The 14,717-nt window shown below is 65.1% G+C and carries 16 protein-coding genes; 10 read left to right on the top strand and 6 right to left on the bottom strand.

Translation table 11 applies throughout. From position 1 onward, the window contains the following. Window positions 1-37: 37 nt before the first annotated feature. Window positions 38-457 (top strand): preQ(1) synthase, encoded by a 420-nt coding sequence (gene queF, locus IRZ12_RS01345; RefSeq protein WP_296463294.1) that lies wholly within the window; start codon window positions 38-40, stop codon window positions 455-457. Between the two features lie 152 nt (window positions 458-609). After that, window positions 610-1,926, top strand: a complete 1,317-nt coding sequence (lplT, locus tag IRZ12_RS01340) for a lysophospholipid transporter LplT (RefSeq protein WP_296463293.1) — start codon at window positions 610-612, stop codon at window positions 1,924-1,926. A 30-nt stretch (window positions 1,927-1,956) separates the two neighbouring features. On the opposite strand, the gene IRZ12_RS01335 is transcribed toward lplT, so the two are convergent. The 4 genes from IRZ12_RS01335 to IRZ12_RS01320 form a co-directional block, all read right to left on the bottom strand. Next, window positions 1,957-2,784, bottom strand: a complete 828-nt coding sequence (locus tag IRZ12_RS01335; RefSeq protein WP_296463291.1) for a uracil-DNA glycosylase — start codon at window positions 2,782-2,784, stop codon at window positions 1,957-1,959. After that, the gene (gene rimI / locus IRZ12_RS01330; protein ID WP_296463290.1) at window positions 2,777-3,298 is read right to left on the bottom strand and encodes a ribosomal protein S18-alanine N-acetyltransferase; all 522 of its coding nucleotides are present in this window, start codon (window positions 3,296-3,298) and stop codon (window positions 2,777-2,779) included. The genes IRZ12_RS01335 and rimI overlap by 8 nt, the downstream gene beginning before the upstream one ends. After that, window positions 3,295-4,068, bottom strand: coding sequence for a tRNA (adenosine(37)-N6)-threonylcarbamoyltransferase complex dimerization subunit type 1 TsaB (gene tsaB / locus IRZ12_RS01325; RefSeq protein ID WP_296463289.1), 774 nt, complete (start codon window positions 4,066-4,068; stop codon window positions 3,295-3,297). Before tsaB ends, rimI begins: the two co-directional genes overlap by 4 nt. A gap of 139 nt (window positions 4,069-4,207) precedes the next feature. Continuing rightward, on the bottom strand, window positions 4,208-4,615 hold the full coding sequence (locus tag IRZ12_RS01320; protein WP_296463287.1) for a hypothetical protein: 408 nt from the start codon (window positions 4,613-4,615) through the stop codon (window positions 4,208-4,210). A gap of 121 nt (window positions 4,616-4,736) precedes the next feature. Between IRZ12_RS01320 and ompR the strand changes: the two genes are divergently transcribed. The 4 genes from ompR to IRZ12_RS01300 are packed head-to-tail and all read left to right on the top strand — an operon-like array spanning window position 4,737 to window position 7,902. Further along, a complete protein-coding gene (ompR, locus tag IRZ12_RS01315) occupies window positions 4,737-5,465 on the top strand; it encodes a two-component system response regulator OmpR (protein ID WP_296463285.1) in 729 nt (242 codons plus the stop codon). A 17-nt stretch (window positions 5,466-5,482) separates the two neighbouring features. After that, on the top strand, window positions 5,483-6,844 hold the full coding sequence (locus tag IRZ12_RS01310; RefSeq protein ID WP_296463282.1) for an ATP-binding protein: 1,362 nt from the start codon (window positions 5,483-5,485) through the stop codon (window positions 6,842-6,844). A gap of 54 nt (window positions 6,845-6,898) precedes the next feature. Further along, window positions 6,899-7,456, top strand: coding sequence for a peroxiredoxin (locus tag IRZ12_RS01305; protein ID WP_296463280.1), 558 nt, complete (start codon window positions 6,899-6,901; stop codon window positions 7,454-7,456). 2 nt (window positions 7,457-7,458) lie between these two features. Further along, on the top strand, window positions 7,459-7,902 hold the full coding sequence (locus IRZ12_RS01300) for a gamma-glutamylcyclotransferase (RefSeq protein ID WP_296463278.1): 444 nt from the start codon (window positions 7,459-7,461) through the stop codon (window positions 7,900-7,902). Here IRZ12_RS01300 and IRZ12_RS01295 read toward each other — a convergent pair. After that, complete coding sequence (locus IRZ12_RS01295; RefSeq protein WP_296463276.1) at window positions 7,899-10,133, bottom strand: bifunctional (p)ppGpp synthetase/guanosine-3',5'-bis(diphosphate) 3'-pyrophosphohydrolase; 2,235 nt, start codon at window positions 10,131-10,133, stop codon at window positions 7,899-7,901. The genes IRZ12_RS01300 and IRZ12_RS01295 overlap by 4 nt on opposite strands. A gap of 416 nt (window positions 10,134-10,549) precedes the next feature. Here IRZ12_RS01295 and IRZ12_RS01290 point away from each other — a divergent pair, with 416 nt between their 5' ends. From IRZ12_RS01290 to IRZ12_RS01275, 4 genes are all read left to right on the top strand, one after another. Then, entirely contained in the window at window positions 10,550-11,545 is a 996-nt protein-coding gene (locus IRZ12_RS01290; RefSeq protein ID WP_296463274.1) for an ABC transporter substrate-binding protein, read from the top strand. An 84-nt stretch (window positions 11,546-11,629) separates the two neighbouring features. Continuing rightward, window positions 11,630-12,451, top strand: coding sequence for an ABC transporter ATP-binding protein (locus IRZ12_RS01285; protein WP_296463272.1), 822 nt, complete (start codon window positions 11,630-11,632; stop codon window positions 12,449-12,451). Then, window positions 12,448-13,215 carry an ABC transporter permease gene (locus tag IRZ12_RS01280; protein ID WP_296463270.1) on the top strand — a complete coding sequence of 256 codons (768 nt, stop codon included), beginning with the start codon at window positions 12,448-12,450 and terminating at the stop codon, window positions 13,213-13,215. The genes IRZ12_RS01285 and IRZ12_RS01280 overlap by 4 nt, the downstream gene beginning before the upstream one ends. Before the next feature lie 111 nt (window positions 13,216-13,326). After that, the gene (locus tag IRZ12_RS01275; protein ID WP_296463266.1) at window positions 13,327-14,181 is read left to right on the top strand and encodes a zinc-dependent peptidase; all 855 of its coding nucleotides are present in this window, start codon (window positions 13,327-13,329) and stop codon (window positions 14,179-14,181) included. Window positions 14,182-14,196: 15 nt separating this feature from the next. On the opposite strand, the gene IRZ12_RS01270 is transcribed toward IRZ12_RS01275, so the two are convergent. Beyond that, window positions 14,197-14,544, bottom strand: a complete 348-nt coding sequence (locus IRZ12_RS01270; protein WP_296463264.1) for a RidA family protein — start codon at window positions 14,542-14,544, stop codon at window positions 14,197-14,199. Between the last annotated feature and the right edge of the window lie 173 nt (window positions 14,545-14,717).

Here is a 14,717-nt window from a genome sequence, read left to right as displayed (position 1 = left end):
CCTTTTTTTCACTTTCGTTACGTATAGACGCAAGCACATGCCTTCTCAACCCAGCAAGAATCTCGACACCTTCGCCAATCCCAGCCCCGGGAGGGATTTCCAGATCCATATCGAGGTGCCAGAATTCACCTGCCTGTGCCCGATGACCGGCCAGCCGGACTTTGCCGTGCTGGTGATCGACTATATTCCGGACCAGCTCTGCGTCGAGCTCAAGAGCCTCAAGCTCTACACCTGGAGCTTCCGCAACGAAGGCAAATTCCACGAAGCCGTGACCAACGAAATCCTGGACGACCTCGTGCGCGCACTGTCGCCCCGCTTCATGCGCATCACGGCCAAGTGGTACGTGCGCGGCGGCATCTTCACCAACGTCATCGCCGAGCACCGCAAGCCGGGATGGGAGCCTCAACCGGCCGTCCATCTCCAGGAATTCCCTCAAAGCAGCAACATCCGCGGGTAAGTACCATCGGATCGCGCGGGACGCAATCGAAGGCGTCCCTTATCCGCATGCTATAAATCGTGCGCTACGATGCGCGCCACGCATCCTGCCGCAGTGCCCCCTGAGTGCGGCACTTTTGGATCCACTCACAGGCACACGAGTCTCCCCCACCGATGAAACGCGGCTTTTACCTGATCATGGCAGCGCAGTTCTTTTCGTCGCTCGCCGACAATGCGCTTTTCATCGCCGCCATCGCGTTGATCCAGCAATTGGAAGGGCCCGACTGGATGACGCCCATGATCAAGTGGTCGTTCGCCCTCGCCTACGTCCTGCTGGCCGCTTTCGTCGGAGCTTTCGCCGACTCTTTTCCCAAAGGCAAGGTGATGTTCGCCACCAATGCGGTGAAGATCATCGGCTGCCTATTGATGTTCGGGCACGCGAGCCTTGGGCTCGCGCCCACGCACCAGGTCTACACCGTCTGTGCCGCCTACGCGCTGGTAGGCATCGGCGCGGCCGCCTATTCACCCGCCAAGTACGGCATCATCACCGAGCTGCTGCCTCCCGAACAACTGGTCAAGGGCAATAGTTGGATCGAGGGGCTCACCGTCGTCTCCATCATCCTGGGAGTGGTCCTTGGCGGTGCGCTGATCAGCCCCACGGTGTCGGCCTGGCTGCTCTCGCTCGAAGCGAACGTGCTGGGCCCCAGGCTGCAGACGCCGGCCGAGGCGGCCATCATGGCGATTGCCCTGATCTACCTCGTCGCGGCCTTCTTCAACCTGCTCATCCCCTCCACCGGGGTCACCTATCCCCGACAGCAACGCAACCCGGTCAAACTGCTCACGACGTTCAGCTGTTTCGTCGCCACCTTGTGGCGCGACAAGCTCGGGCAAATCTCCCTCGCGGTCACCACGCTTTTCTGGGGAGCGGGCGCGACGCTGCAATTGATCGTGATCGAATGGGGCCGGGTCCAGCTCGACCTGCCGCTGAACCGGGCGTCGATCCTGATGGGCGTTGCCTCCATCGGCACCATACTGGGCGCGGTGCTGGCCGGCAGAGTCCCGCTGCGCCACGCACTGGCGGTTCTGCCCATGGGCGTGGCCATGGGCCTGGTCGTGATGCTGATGCCGCTCGCCTATGAGCCGTGGTTCGTCTATACGCTGCTCATCGCGATCGGGGCCTTGGGCGGGTTCTTCGTCGTGCCCATGAATGCCCTGCTCCAGCACCGTGGCCACGTCCTGCTGTCCGCCGGACACTCCATCGCGGTGCAGAACTTCAACGAACAACTCAACATCCTATTGATGGTGGCCATCTACTCGATCATGCTGGGCATGGAGATGCACATCAACACCATCATCATCATCTTCGGCACGCTGGTGGCCGGCCTCATGCTACTGATCATGGCCTGGAACCGCCACAATCACCGCAAGCATCCCGAGCTCGACCAGGTCATCGGCAGCCGCGCCCACGGCACCGCGCTGCGGCACGATTGAGCTGCGCCGACGCCGGCCGAAGGGGTCACCTCAAGCGCCGCCCACCGACGCGGCAAGCCGCAAGTCTTGCCATGCCTTGATTTTCTCGGCGGGGCTGCGCAGCAGGTAGGCGGGGTGATAGCTGACCACCACTGGCACCGAGCGGCCGTGCAGCGACAAGGTATGCACCTTGCCCCGCAAACTGCCGATGCGCGCATCCGTTTCGAGCAAGGTTTGGGCGGCAAACCGCCCCAGCACCAAGATCAACTCGGGCTGGATCAATTCGATCTGCCGCATCAGGAAGGGACTGCACCGCGCCACCTCCTCCGGAAGCGGGTCGCGATTGCCTGGCGGGCGGCATTTGATGACGTTCGCGATGAAGACGTCGACCTGCCGCGACCTGGAAATGGCGGCGAGCATGTTGTCGAGCAGCTTGCCCGAACGGCCCACGAACGGAGCGCCTTGCTTGTCTTCCTGCTCGCCGGGCGCTTCGCCGATCAGCATCCAGCGCGCGTGTCGCGGCCCGGTGCCGAAAACCGTCTGGGTGCGCCCTTGGCACAGCCCGCAGGCCGTGCAATGCCGAACTTCCTCTTCCAGGGCCGCCCATGCCTGCTCCGGATCGAGTGCCACAGGCGCCGGCGCTTCGGCAGGCGCCTCGGCCGCCTCAGCCTCTGTCCTCAGGACGGGAGCCGCAACGTCCCGCATGGGCGATTCGGCGCCTTGCACGGCGCCTGCATCGTCCTGCACGCCTGCCTGGACAATTCCCGGGACCGGCGCCTGTAGTACGGGCCCGGGCAGGTTCCACAGCCGCTCGATGCCGAGTTCGCGCAACCACGCCCGGCGGACCGGGCTCATCCCGCTCGGGCTGCGCTCAGCCATGTGCGGGCCCTCCGTCCGGCGCAGCGAGCATCTTGCGCATCACGATGGCGTCCTCCCTGCCGCGCGCCGCGGGATAGTATCCGCGCCGCACGCCGATGCGCTCGAAGCCGGCGCGCTCGTACATGCCCTTGGCGATGAGGTTGGATGGACGCACCTCGAGCAGCAGGCTGCGCGCATGCTGCGCAACGGCGCGCTGTTCCACCCATCCCAGCAGCCGGCGGCCAAGCCCGAAGCCCTGGGCGGCCGGCGCGACGCTGATGTTGAGCAGGTGCGCTTCGTCCAACACCAGCATGGTGACGCAATAACCCAGCAATCGCGTGCCGTCGTGTACCACCCACGCGTCATAGCCCGAGCGCAGGGAGTCGGCGAAATTGCCGCGCGTCCAGGGAAACGAATAGATCTGCCGTTCGACGGCATCGACCTGGTCCAGGTCCGCCTCATCCATGGGCCGGCATGCCTGCGCCCAATCGGCGAGGATTCTCGCCACGTCGACCTCGCCGCGCACCGCGTTCATGGTTGCCCCGCCGGCGCCGAAACGCGCGGGTTGCCGCCCGCCCCGGCCTGGCGTTCCACGGTCGTGAAGGCCACTTTATCGCGCACGTACAGCGGCGCCGCCAGCTCCGGTGCGACGGTCTCGTTGCGCAGAAATGCCGCGTGCGCCAGCCGGGCAACCGAAGCCGCCGTGGGCCGCTCGGGTGCGCCCCGCTCATGCAAGGCAAAACTCGAAAAAGCGTGCGGATAGGCGCAGGCCCCATCACCGCACAGCAGCAGCGACGCACCGTCGGCCAGCTGCGCGATTTGCGCGCGAATCCAGGACTCGAGCCCGGCGCAAGCCATCAATTGAGGGGCGATCAGGGTTTCCAGCCGGCCTTCGTCCCGTTTCCGGTATGCGGCCAGGTAAATTTCCTCCATGCGCGCATCCATCGCCACGACCAAGGCGCGCCCGGCATCATCCTCGACCTGCTCGGCCACGGCCGCATGCGACACCACTGGCACCAGCGGCCGGCCGAGGGAAAACCCTAGCCCCTGTGCAACGCCGCATGCCACCCGCAAGCCGGTGAAGCCCCCGGGCCCTTGGCCGAACGCTATGGCATCCAGGGCCGAGCGGGCGATGCCAGCCTCCGCCAAGACCTCTTCCACCATGGGCAATAGCCTGGCCGAATGCTCCTGCACGCCCACGTGCTCCCGGCAGTAGAGGTCGACGGCGCCTGTCTCGTCCGCGCGCAAGAGCGCGACACCGCAACAGGCAGAAGAAGTTTCGAGGGAAAGAATATGCAGCGCCATGGCTTGCGATTGTAAGTCCAGAAGCAAGCCGGCATCGCCCCGGGTGAACGTGACAGCCCAGGCGCAAGCACCACGGGCGGCATCGCCTGCAGGCCAAGGTGAGCCCAAGCCCGGCCGGCGACGGCGACCAGGCGGGAGCTCAGTTTTTCTGCCGGCGATACGGCCCGTACACTTCCTCGGTGGCGCGCTGGATCTCCTGGCGCAGCAGAAGGCGCTCCTCCGAGGACAGCCTCCGCGGCAACTGCAGCCGCTCATCCGCAGCGACGGGCCCGGCCCAAGGATCCATCGAGGCGCGCAGCACGCCGGACGTGCCCTGCGCCTGCGACGCGCTCACCTGGCCGCTCGCCTCCTTGACGGCGTTCTCGACCTGGCTCACCATGGTTCCGGAAATGCGCCGGCCGGATTCCAGGGCGGGCGTGCGCGCGAAGCGCTCACGGACCTGTCCGTAGGCCGCAGCAGCCGCCAAGGCCGTTATCATGACCGCCAATCCGCCGAGCGCTAGCGTCGTGAAACTGGCAGTACGCGTGGAATCGGATATTTTGTTCACGTACTAATCATACGATGGACGCATGACATCATCATAGACGCGGAAGTGTCCAACCGACCATTTATGTAACAACCAATGTCCCTCCCTGGATTGATCGGGGAGCCTCCGTTACATTCGCGCCATGTCACTAGCCAACGCCCCCAAAAAAATCCTTGTCGTCGACGACGACGTGCGGCTACGCGATCTGCTGCGCCGCTACCTCGCCGAGCAAGGTTTCTCCGTCTGGGTTGCCGAAAACGCCCAGACGATGAACAAACTCTGGCAGCGCGAGAGGTTCGACCTGCTCGTGCTAGATCTGATGCTTCCTGGCGAAGACGGCCTGTCGATCTGCCGTCGGCTGCGGGGGGCGCGGGACAGTACGCCCATCATCATGCTCACGGCCAAGGCCGAAGACGTCGACCGCATCGTCGGCCTCGAGATGGGGGCGGACGACTACCTGCCCAAGCCGTTCAATCCGCGCGAGCTGCTCGCGCGCGTCAACGCGGTGCTCCGCCGCCGCGGACCGGACGAGCACCCCGGCGCGCCGAGCCAGGACAACGAGTCGGTCACGTTCGGCCCTTACGTGCTGAACCTGGCGACCCGCACGCTGACCCGCGACAACGAACCGGTTGCGCTCACCACGGGCGAGTTCTCCGTGCTCAAGGTGTTCGCGCGGCATCCCAAGATCCCGCTCTCCCGCGACAAGCTGATGGAGCTGGCCCGCGGCCGCGAATATGAAGCGTTCGACCGGAGCCTGGACGTCCAGATCTCGCGGCTGCGCAAGCTGATCGAACCGGATCCTGCCAAGCCGGTGTTCATCCAGACCGTATGGGGCCTCGGCTACGTGTTCGTACCAGACGGGGGCAGTTGATCCGCTCCTAGGCATCCATGTCGGTCGCCCTGCGCGTTGCGTCCAGGCTGGGTTTGTTCAGCCGGACCTTTCTTTTGCTCACCGTGCTCATGACGGCGAGCCTGGCCGCATGGCTGCAGGCTTTCCGGAGCATGGAGATAGAGCCCCGGGCGCAACAAGTCGCCCAGCAAATCGTCACCGTCGTCAACATTACCCGTGCAGCCCTGATCCACTCGGCGCCGCAGGAGCGGCGGTACCTGCTGCTCGACTTGGCCACCAACGAGGGCATTCAAATCTACCCGCACGAGAAAGACGACGTCACCGTGCGGCTGCCCGACAGGCAGGTCCTGCAGCGCGTGGAAGAGCAGATCATCGCGCGCCTGGGGCCGGAGACCATCGTCGCCTGGGAGGTCAACCGCATTCCCGGCCTGTGGGTCAGTTTCTCCATCGACGATGACGACTACTGGATGGTCGTCGAACGCGACCGGGCGGAACGGGTGCCCGGAGTGGAATGGCTGGGCTGGGGTGCGGCCGCCCTGCTCCTGTCGCTGCTGGGCGCCGCGGTCATCGTGGGCTTCGTCAACCGGCCCCTGTCGCGCCTTTCCCGGGCGACGCTCGCACTGTCGCGCGGCGAGACGCCGCCTCCGCTGCCCGAGACCGGGCCCGAAGAGATTCGCCGGGTCAACACCAACTTCAACCGCATGGTGGAAGAGCTTGACCGTGCCGAAGCCGACCGCGCCCTGATGCTGGCCGGGATCTCGCACGACCTGCGCACGCCACTTGCGAGGCTGCGCCTGGAAATCGAACTAAGCGGCGTTTCGGAAGCCGCGCGCGCGGCCGTGGACGAAGATCTCGCCCAGATCGACCGCACCATCGGCCAATTCATGGAATACGCCCGGCCGGCGAGCGCGCCGGACCGCAATCACAATGTGTCGGAATTGATCGCCGAATTGGTCGAGCGCGAGTGCAGCCACACGGAGACGCTGGGCGGCTCGCTGCAAGCCAGTATCACGCCCAACCTGTGGGCGCGCATCGCCTCGGCCGACCTGCAGCGCGCCGTCAGCAACCTGCTCGAAAACGCCCGCCGCTACGGACACAAGCCCGGCGAGCCTCCTCATATCGAATTGACGGTCCGCCAACAGGGCAACAACATACTGATCGAGGTATCGGACCACGGGCCGGGCGTCAAGCCCGAGGATGTGCCGCGACTGCTGCGGCCGTTCACGCGCGGCTCGGACGCACGCACCAATGCGGGCGGCGCGGGGCTGGGGCTGGCCATCGTCAAGAGACTGTTGCAGCGCGCCGGTGGTACCCTGAACCTGATTAACCGGGAGGGCGGCGGCCTGACTGCCCGCATCACCCTGCCGGCTTCCTCACAAAAATCCGCCGACGCCAAGTAGCGGTCCGGCCCTAGCCGGCCGCTAGCGCGCCCGGCCACACTGCGAGGAACGATCATGAAAACCGTCGGTACGAAGCTCGAACCCTTCAAGGTCCACGGCGTCAAGCCGGGATTCAACGAGCCAGAAGAGAACGGCGCCTCGGCCTTCGAGACCCTGAGCGAGACATCGTTCCCAGGCAAATGGAAGGTCATTTATTTCACCGCCAAAGATTTTTCAGCGGTCTGCGCCAGTGAAATCGCCGCCTTCGCGGCGCTGGCCGACCAGTTTTCCGAACGCGGCGCCGTCTTGCTGGGAGGCTCGCTCGACAGCGAATATGCCAAGCTCGCTTGGCGGCGCGAAAATCCTGCGCTTTCCCGGCTCAATCATTACCAGTTTGCGGACAGCGCCGGCGCGCTGGTGGACCAACTCGGCATCCGCGACCGCACCGAAGGCGTGGCGTTGCGCGCCACGTTCCTGGTGGATCCGGACAACACCATCCAACACATCTCGGTCAATAATCTGAGAGTGGGCCGCAACCCCGAGGAAGCCCTGCGCACGCTCGACGCGCTGCAAACCGGCGAACTCTGCCTCGCCGGGCGCCCCATCGGCCCTCCCACTTCGAAAAAGCCCTGACCATGCACTACGTTTTCGTCTACGGCACATTGAGGCGCGGCGAAATCAACGACATTTACCGCCTCGCGCAACGCCGAGGATTGCCCGCCCCGGCCTACCTCGGCATGTCGTCCGTGCCCGGCCGGATGGTGGATTTCGGGGATTGGCCCGGGCTTATCGAACAGGCCGCACCTGGCCGACGCGTGCGGGGCGAAGTCTACGCGGTGGACGAAGCACTGCTGGCCGCAATGGACGAAGTCGAGGAATACGACCCGGCCCAAGACACGCTGTTCGTCCGCCGCGGAATCGACCTGTGGATCGGCGAGCGCAGCCTGCACTGCCAGTATTACCCCATCAACCCCGGCTTGGTGGGCGAGGCGGTGCCCATCGACCACGATGACTGGGTTGCCTACCGGCTCGCCCGCAACGCCCCCCGCGAACTCGTCACGGGCGCGGAGCCCGGTTAGCGTCGATCTGCTTCCAGCACGCCGGGAACTTCGCGTATGCCGGCCAGCGCCCGGGCGAGGTGGTCGCCGTTGCCTACCTCGGCCGTGAACACCATGCGGGCGATGGCTTGCCGGCTTTGCGTGTTGACGCCGATGACATTGATGCGCTGGCGCGCAAAGACTTCGGAAATGTCGCGCAGCAGGCCGTGGCGGTCATTGGCGAGCACGACGATGTCCACCGGATAGACCGCATCCCGGGTGTCTCCCCAGGCGACGTCGATCACCCGCTCGGGCTCGCGCTTGGCCAGCTCGCGGAAACTCTTGCAATCGCAGCGATGGATGGACACGCCGCGCCCGCGGGTCACGAATCCCGAGATGAGGTCGGGCGGCGCCGGCCGGCAGCACTTGGCCAATTGCGTCAGCAGCGAATCCACGCCCACCACCAGGACGCCGCTCTTGCCCGCGTGCACCGCGCTCTCGGGGCGGCTGTCGCGCGTCAGTGCGGATAGGTCCGGCGCAGCATCTTCGGGCGGAGCCTCAAAGGCGGCCGCAACCTGGCGCAGGCTGAACTCGTCCTTGGCCAGCGCGACGTACAAATCCTCCGTGCACGCGAATCCCAGCTGCTGCGCCAGCAATTCGAGATTGGTGGCGGTCTTGCCCAGCCGCTGCAGCTCTTTTTCGAGCATGGCCTGGCCCTGGGCGATGCGCTCTTGGATGTCGATGGCATTGAACCAGGCGCGCACTTTGGCGCGCGACCGCTGGCTGGCGAGATATCCCAGCTGCGGGTTGAGCCAATCGCGCGACGGCCCGCCGGATTTGGCTGCGATGATCTCCACCGTCTGGCCCGTGACCAGGCGCGTGTTCAGGGGCACCATCACGCCATCCACGCGCGCGCCCCGGCAACGGTGGCCGAGGTCGGTGTGCACCTGGTAGGCGAAATCCACTGGCGTCGCGCCGGGCGGCAATTCGATGACGCGCGCCTGCGGCGTCAGCACGTAGATGTTGTCCGAGAGCGAATTGAGCGCTGTCTGCCCGAGCTGGTCGTCCACCTGCACGTCCGCCTTCCACGCGAGCAGCTGCCGTATCCAGCTCAGCTTGCGGTCGTACTCGGAGTCGGCGCTCACCTGTCCGCCCTTGGCGCCCGCTTCCTTGTAGCGCCAATGCGCCGCCATGCCGAACTCGGCGAACTGGTGCATTTCGCGCGTGCGTATCTGGACCTCGAACGGGCGTCCGTCATGGTCGTAGACCACCGTGTGCAGCGACCGGTAGCCATTGGGCTTGGGGCGGGAAATGTAGTCGTCGAACTCGTTGGGCACCGGGGTCCACAAATGGTGGACCAAGCCGAGCACCGTATAGCAGGTGCGGATGTCGTCCACGATGATGCGCAATGCGCGCAGGTCGTAAAGATCGGCGAAATCCAGCCGCCGGTTGCGCATCTTGTTCCAGATGCTGTAGATGTGCTTGGGCCGCCCCGTGACTTCAGCGGAAATTCCCGCGTTTTCCAGCGCCTGGCGCACGCGCGCGATGGCGTCTGCGATGAAGGCTTCGCGTTCGACGCGCTTTTCCTCCAGCAGGCCAGCGATTTCCTTGTAGCGCGCCGGCTCGAGGAAACGGAAAGCGAGATCTTCCATTTCCCACTTGATCTGCCAGATGCCCAGGCGATTGGCCAAGGGTGCGTAGAGTTCGAGGGTCTCCCGGCCCAGGGCCTCGGGTAGCGGCACCTTGCGCTGGGCATGCCAGCGCAGCGTCTGCAGCCGCGAAGCCAGGCGCATCAACACGATGCGCAGGTCGGCCGCCATCGCGAGGAGCATCTTGCGCAGCATCTCCGCCTGCGCACCGCTGCCGGCCGATGCGTCGCTCGCATCGCGCGTGACCTGGCCCAACCTGATGAGCGCGCGATAGCCATGCACCAGGCGCGCGACCTCGGCACCGAACTGCACCGTGACGGCGTCTTTATTCGAATGATGGGGGTTGATCTCGTGATCGTCCACGGCATACGCCAGCAGCGCCGCCATGCGGGTGTGCCCGTCTACCTGCAGGCCGGCGAGAACCGTCACCACCCCGGCGGCATGCTCGGCCCAGCCTTCCCCATCGGCGATCGCGGGCTCGCGCGCATAGCGCGGGAGCGACCATTCAAGCGCCCTGCTCAATTCCTGGGACGCCTGCTCCGACAAGCCGGCATGGGCCGCCTGCTGCCAGTCAGGGCTGAAAATCGCCGACAACGGGTCGGAAGCGCGAGGGGATTCGTTCATGGTCGTACACTTTGCACCGGCCTGGCTCGACGTCGGCGCCATGCTCCGGCGGGCAAGCCGCCAAGCGGAGATTGTATGTTGGGATGCGCCCCGCTTTCCCGGCGGCGCCACAGCCCCCAGGGCAGCCATCGCTGGCGCGCCCAATCCTGGATTATCGCCCTAAACGCTCCGACCGGTCGCTCTCGCTGATCGCATCGTCAGCAGGCCCGTGCACCGCGGGCGCGCGGCCTCACCAAGCTGGTGCCGACCCGCGGGATCCCATCCCGCCTCCTCCTCTCCGCAAGAAACCTCGCGTTTCCCCGCATCAACCTTCGTCAAATTATGCAGTAGGCTGAATAAATATGATCAGCATACTAACTAATGGCATGTTGTTTGCTTTTTTGCCGTTGACCCTTCACCTCACATCGAGGCCGACCATGACTGTTCATCGCGTTGAGAAGCTAGTGAAATTCGGTTTGGGCGCGAGCTTGCTCTGCTCCGCCATCTTCGCCGTACCTTCTTCGGCGGCGGATGCCGTCAAAGTCAAGCTGGACTGGACGCCATGGGGCGTTCATGCGCCCTTCCACCTGGCCAAGCAGAAAAAGTGGTTCGACGAGGCCGGCCTGGACGTCTCGCTCGAAGACGGCAACGGCTCGGTGGCGACCGTGCAATTGGTAGGCAGCAACGACCAGTTCGACGTGGGCCATGCTGCGCTCGCCAGCATGATGATCGCGCGCGACAAGGGGCTGCCGGTGAAGGCCCTCGCCGTCTACGCTCGCCGCAGCGACGTCGGCATGCTGGTGCCGTCCGACAGCGGCATCAAGGGTCCTGCGCAGCTCAAGGGCAAGCGCGTCGCCTATACCGCCGGTTCGCTCGAGGCGCCGTTCATCGACGCCTTCTTGGCGGCCGGAGGCGTGCAGCGCAAAGACGTGGAGCTAGTCAACGTCGATGCGGCCAGCAAGGCCACGACCTACGCCGTCGGTCGCACGGACGCCGCCTTCTCGACGATCCCCTTCTTCTTGCCTGCGGTGTCGGCCAAGCGCCCCTCCATCGGCATCCCGTTCGCTGATTACGGCCTGCACATGCCGAGCTTCGGGCTCTTCGCCAGTGAATCCAAGCTCAAGCAACGCCCGGAAGTCCTCGCACGCTTTGCCGCCGTAGTCACCCGGGCGTGGAAATACATCTACGACGGCCACCAGGACGAGGCAGTCCAAGCGATCCTGGCCGAACGGCGCCAGGCGCGACTGGATGCGAGCGTGCTGCGGGGGCAGATCGATGCGCTGGAGTCTTTCCTTGCCATCTCTCCCGCCACGCCCGTCGGCTCCCTCATCCCGGAAGAGTGGGACAACGCCGTCAAGACCCTCTCTTCCGTCGGCCTGATCGGTTCGACGAACCCCGGTTCGTCGTTCTACGTCCAGCTCCCCGCCCGATGATCGGCCCACCGGGGGGAAACGCCGCCTGCGGCCCGCTTCCCCCCGTACCCAGTTGAAACGCACGACCGATAGGAGGACTCATCAGTGAACGGCCGCTCGATCATCGAGGCCCAAGCAGTTCGAAAAGTTTTTCCCGGCAAACATGGTGTTACGGCGCTCGAACGCGTTGACGTTGACATTCCCGCCGGCCGCTTCATCAGCATCCTCGGCCCCAGCGGCTGCGGCAAAAGCACCTTTCTTCGCTGCGTCGGCGGCATCGAGCGCATTACCAGCGGCAGCCTACGCGTGCGCGGACGCGAGGTGAACGGCCCGCCGGAGGGCATAGGATTCGTGTTCCAGCGCGACGCGTTGCTGGAATGGCGCAACATCCGCCGCAACCTCCTCCTGCCCGTGGAGTTCGCCCGCAAGCCGCTAGCGCAGTACCGCGACAAAGTCGAGGAGCTGCTGGCCATGACCGGGCTGGCGGACTTCGCCGACCGCTATCCGCACCAACTGTCGGGCGGCATGCGGCAGCGCGCGGCAATATGCCGGGCGCTGATCGACGATCCTGACCTGCTGCTGATGGACGAACCGTTCGGCGCGCTGGACGCGATTACGCGCGACCAGATGAACATCGAGCTGCAACGGATCTGGATGTCCACGCGCAACACCGTGCTGTTCGTCACGCACGGCATTGCCGAAGCCGTTTTCCTGGGAGACGAAGTCATGGTTTTCTCGCCACGTCCGGGACGCATCGCCCGCACTTTGCGGATCGACCTGCCCCGCCCGCGGCCTTTGTCGATTCGCGAAACGAAAGCGTTCGGCGACTACGTCGCCGAGATCCGGGACCTGTTCCAGCAAATGGGTATTTTCAAGGAACGGGACAACGCACCCGCAAGCGGCAACCTCATGGAGGGCAAGGCATGAAGGGAGCCCGCCACGCCCACGCCATCGCCGCCGGCTCCCTTTCTGGCCTGCTTTTCCTCATTGCCTGGGAAGTACTCGGCCGTTGGCTGGAGGTCAAGCCCGTCGTGCTGCCTCTGCCCACCCAGATCCTCGCTGAAATCATCGATGCCCATGACTGGTACCTGGACCATTCCCTGTTCACCTTGATGACCACGTTGGCCGGATTCGCCCTGTCGGTGGTGTTGGGCGTGTTGATCGCCGCCATCCTGGTGAGCTCCCGGCTGTTCGAGCGCTACCTGCATCCGCTCATCGTGGCGCTCAATAACGTACCCAAAGTCGCGATCGCGCCGCTATTCGTGATCTGGATGGGAACGGGCACCGAACCGAAGATCGCGATCGCATTCCTGATCGCCGTCTTCGCCATCATCGTGGACACCGTGCACGGCCTGCGCTCGGTGCCCCCGGACGTCGCCGACCTCGCGCACGTCCTGCGCGGGTCTTGGTGGCAGGTATTCACCAAAGTCAACCTGCCGTGCGCCCTCCCCTCCATCCTGAGTGGAATGAAAATCGCCATTTCGCTCGCACTGGTGGGCGCGATCGTGGGCGAGTTCGTATCCTCGCAGCGGGGACTGGGCTACGTCATCATGAGCGCGCAGGGCATGTTTGACACGGTACGGGTGTTTGCCGCGCTGTTCATTTTGGCTGCGTTGGGGCTGCTGCTATACGCAGCGGTCGTATGGATGGAAGCCCGCTTCACCGCCTGGCGCCCCGCCAAGGAGGAGTAGCCGCGCGAAAGGCCCGAGCCAGTGCTTCGCGCCGGGAAAGCAGGCCGGACCGGCCTGCGCATCGTGCGTGGACGCGGTACGCTAACGGCTTCTCCACCCTGGACGGACTGTATGTTGGGATGGCTGTTTGCCCGCGGCGCCTCGAAAAGCCGCGTGGCGAAAATACAGGCGCGCATCGATGCCGGGCTATGGGCCGATACGCTGACCTCGCATTCTTTCCTGGCACGGCTTACAGAGAACGAGCGCGAGGCATTGCGTGAACGGGTCGCCTGGTTTCTCGCCAGCAAAGCCATGACCGGAGCCGGCGGACAGGTCTTGACGGACTCCATCCGTCTCTCGATCGCCGTGCAGGCCTGCCTGCCCATCCTGAACCTGGATCCCGGCCTTTATGAAGGCTGGTCTGAAATCATCGTCTATCCGGGAGGATTCCTCATTCCGCGCACAGACGTCGACGAGGACGGCGTGGTGCACGAATACGTCGAGGAAGCGGCGGGCGAAGCCTGGGACGGCGGGCCCGTAGTGCTGTCATGGGAAGATGCGGGGCCGGGCGAGGAGCGCCCGCCCGGCTTCAACGTGGTCATACACGAATTTGCGCACAAGCTTGATTTGTACGACGGCGCGGCCGACGGCATGCCCAGCCTGCACGCGCACCCGGAAATCAAGCCCAGGCTGTGGCGCAGCGTGCTGGAACGGAGTTTCGACGCGCTGCTGGAGCGCCTGGACGCGGTCGAGGCGGCGATACCTCCGGACGTGGATCCCGAATCGGCGGAAGCCGACCCGTGGTACGCCCAATTGCCGCTGGATCCGTATGCCGCCACGGACGAGGCCGAATTCTTCGCAGTCAGCTCCGAGGCGTTCTTCGTACACCCGGAGCCACTGCGGCAAGAGATGCCCGAATGGTACGCCTTGCTGGCGCATTACTACCGGCAAGACCCGCTGGGCGCAGGCTTGGCCCTCCCGCGCTGAGGCCGCCTAGGAGCGTCAGACCGCCGCGGTGACGACGATCTCGACCTTGTATTCCGGTGCTGCCAGCTTGGCTTCGACCGTGGCGCGGGCGGGCGTGTGGCCGGCAGGTACCCAGGCGTCCCACACCGAGTTCATCGCGGCGAAGTCGTTGATGTCGGCCAGGAAGATCTGCGCGCGCAAGATGCGCGTCTTGTCGGTGCCGGCGGCAGCCAGCAGCTTGTCGATGGCAGCCAGCACCTGGCGGGTCTGGCCCGCGACATCCTGGCTGGGATCCTCTGCTACCTGGCCGGCCAGGTAGGCGACGCCGCCGTGGACGACCATTTCAGACATGCGTTTGCCAACGCTGAAGCGCTCGATGCTCATGGAAATTCCTCGCTGTAAAACTCACTGGAGCCGCAAGCATAGCAGGCGCTTCGCTGCCGGGCGGGCTAGTTCCCATTGACCCGGTGCGCGACAAGCCCCGCCGTTCAGGGCGGGGAAGGATAGCGCGGACGGCGCAGCCGTCCTTGTCTTTGGGTTTCAGTGTGGGGTTTGCT

It is taken from the genome of Pigmentiphaga sp., assembly GCF_019689535.1.
Lineage (GTDB): Bacteria > Pseudomonadota > Gammaproteobacteria > Burkholderiales > Burkholderiaceae_B > Pigmentiphaga.
The sequence above is the reverse complement of the archived record's forward strand: the minus strand, read 5'-3'. Positions and strand labels throughout refer to the sequence as shown.

Coding starts and splice junctions, on each gene's coding strand:
- IRZ12_RS01300 (WP_296463278.1), top strand. CDS start 7,459: ATGCACTACGTTTTCGTCTACGGCACATTGAGGCGCGGCGAAATCAAC.
- IRZ12_RS01310 (WP_296463282.1), top strand. CDS start 5,483: ATGTCGGTCGCCCTGCGCGTTGCGTCCAGGCTGGGTTTGTTCAGCCGG.
- IRZ12_RS01305 (WP_296463280.1), top strand. CDS start 6,899: ATGAAAACCGTCGGTACGAAGCTCGAACCCTTCAAGGTCCACGGCGTC.
- IRZ12_RS01270 (WP_296463264.1), bottom strand. CDS start 14,544: ATGAGCATCGAGCGCTTCAGCGTTGGCAAACGCATGTCTGAAATGGTC.
- rimI (WP_296463290.1), bottom strand. CDS start 3,298: ATGAACGCGGTGCGCGGCGAGGTCGACGTGGCGAGAATCCTCGCCGAT.
- IRZ12_RS01290 (WP_296463274.1), top strand. CDS start 10,550: ATGACTGTTCATCGCGTTGAGAAGCTAGTGAAATTCGGTTTGGGCGCG.
- queF (WP_296463294.1), top strand. CDS start 38: ATGCCTTCTCAACCCAGCAAGAATCTCGACACCTTCGCCAATCCCAGC.
- IRZ12_RS01280 (WP_296463270.1), top strand. CDS start 12,448: ATGAAGGGAGCCCGCCACGCCCACGCCATCGCCGCCGGCTCCCTTTCT.
- IRZ12_RS01335 (WP_296463291.1), bottom strand. CDS start 2,784: ATGGCTGAGCGCAGCCCGAGCGGGATGAGCCCGGTCCGCCGGGCGTGG.
- ompR (WP_296463285.1), top strand. CDS start 4,737: ATGTCACTAGCCAACGCCCCCAAAAAAATCCTTGTCGTCGACGACGAC.
- tsaB (WP_296463289.1), bottom strand. CDS start 4,068: ATGGCGCTGCATATTCTTTCCCTCGAAACTTCTTCTGCCTGTTGCGGT.
- lplT (WP_296463293.1), top strand. CDS start 610: ATGAAACGCGGCTTTTACCTGATCATGGCAGCGCAGTTCTTTTCGTCG.
- IRZ12_RS01275 (WP_296463266.1), top strand. CDS start 13,327: ATGTTGGGATGGCTGTTTGCCCGCGGCGCCTCGAAAAGCCGCGTGGCG.
- IRZ12_RS01295 (WP_296463276.1), bottom strand. CDS start 10,133: ATGAACGAATCCCCTCGCGCTTCCGACCCGTTGTCGGCGATTTTCAGC.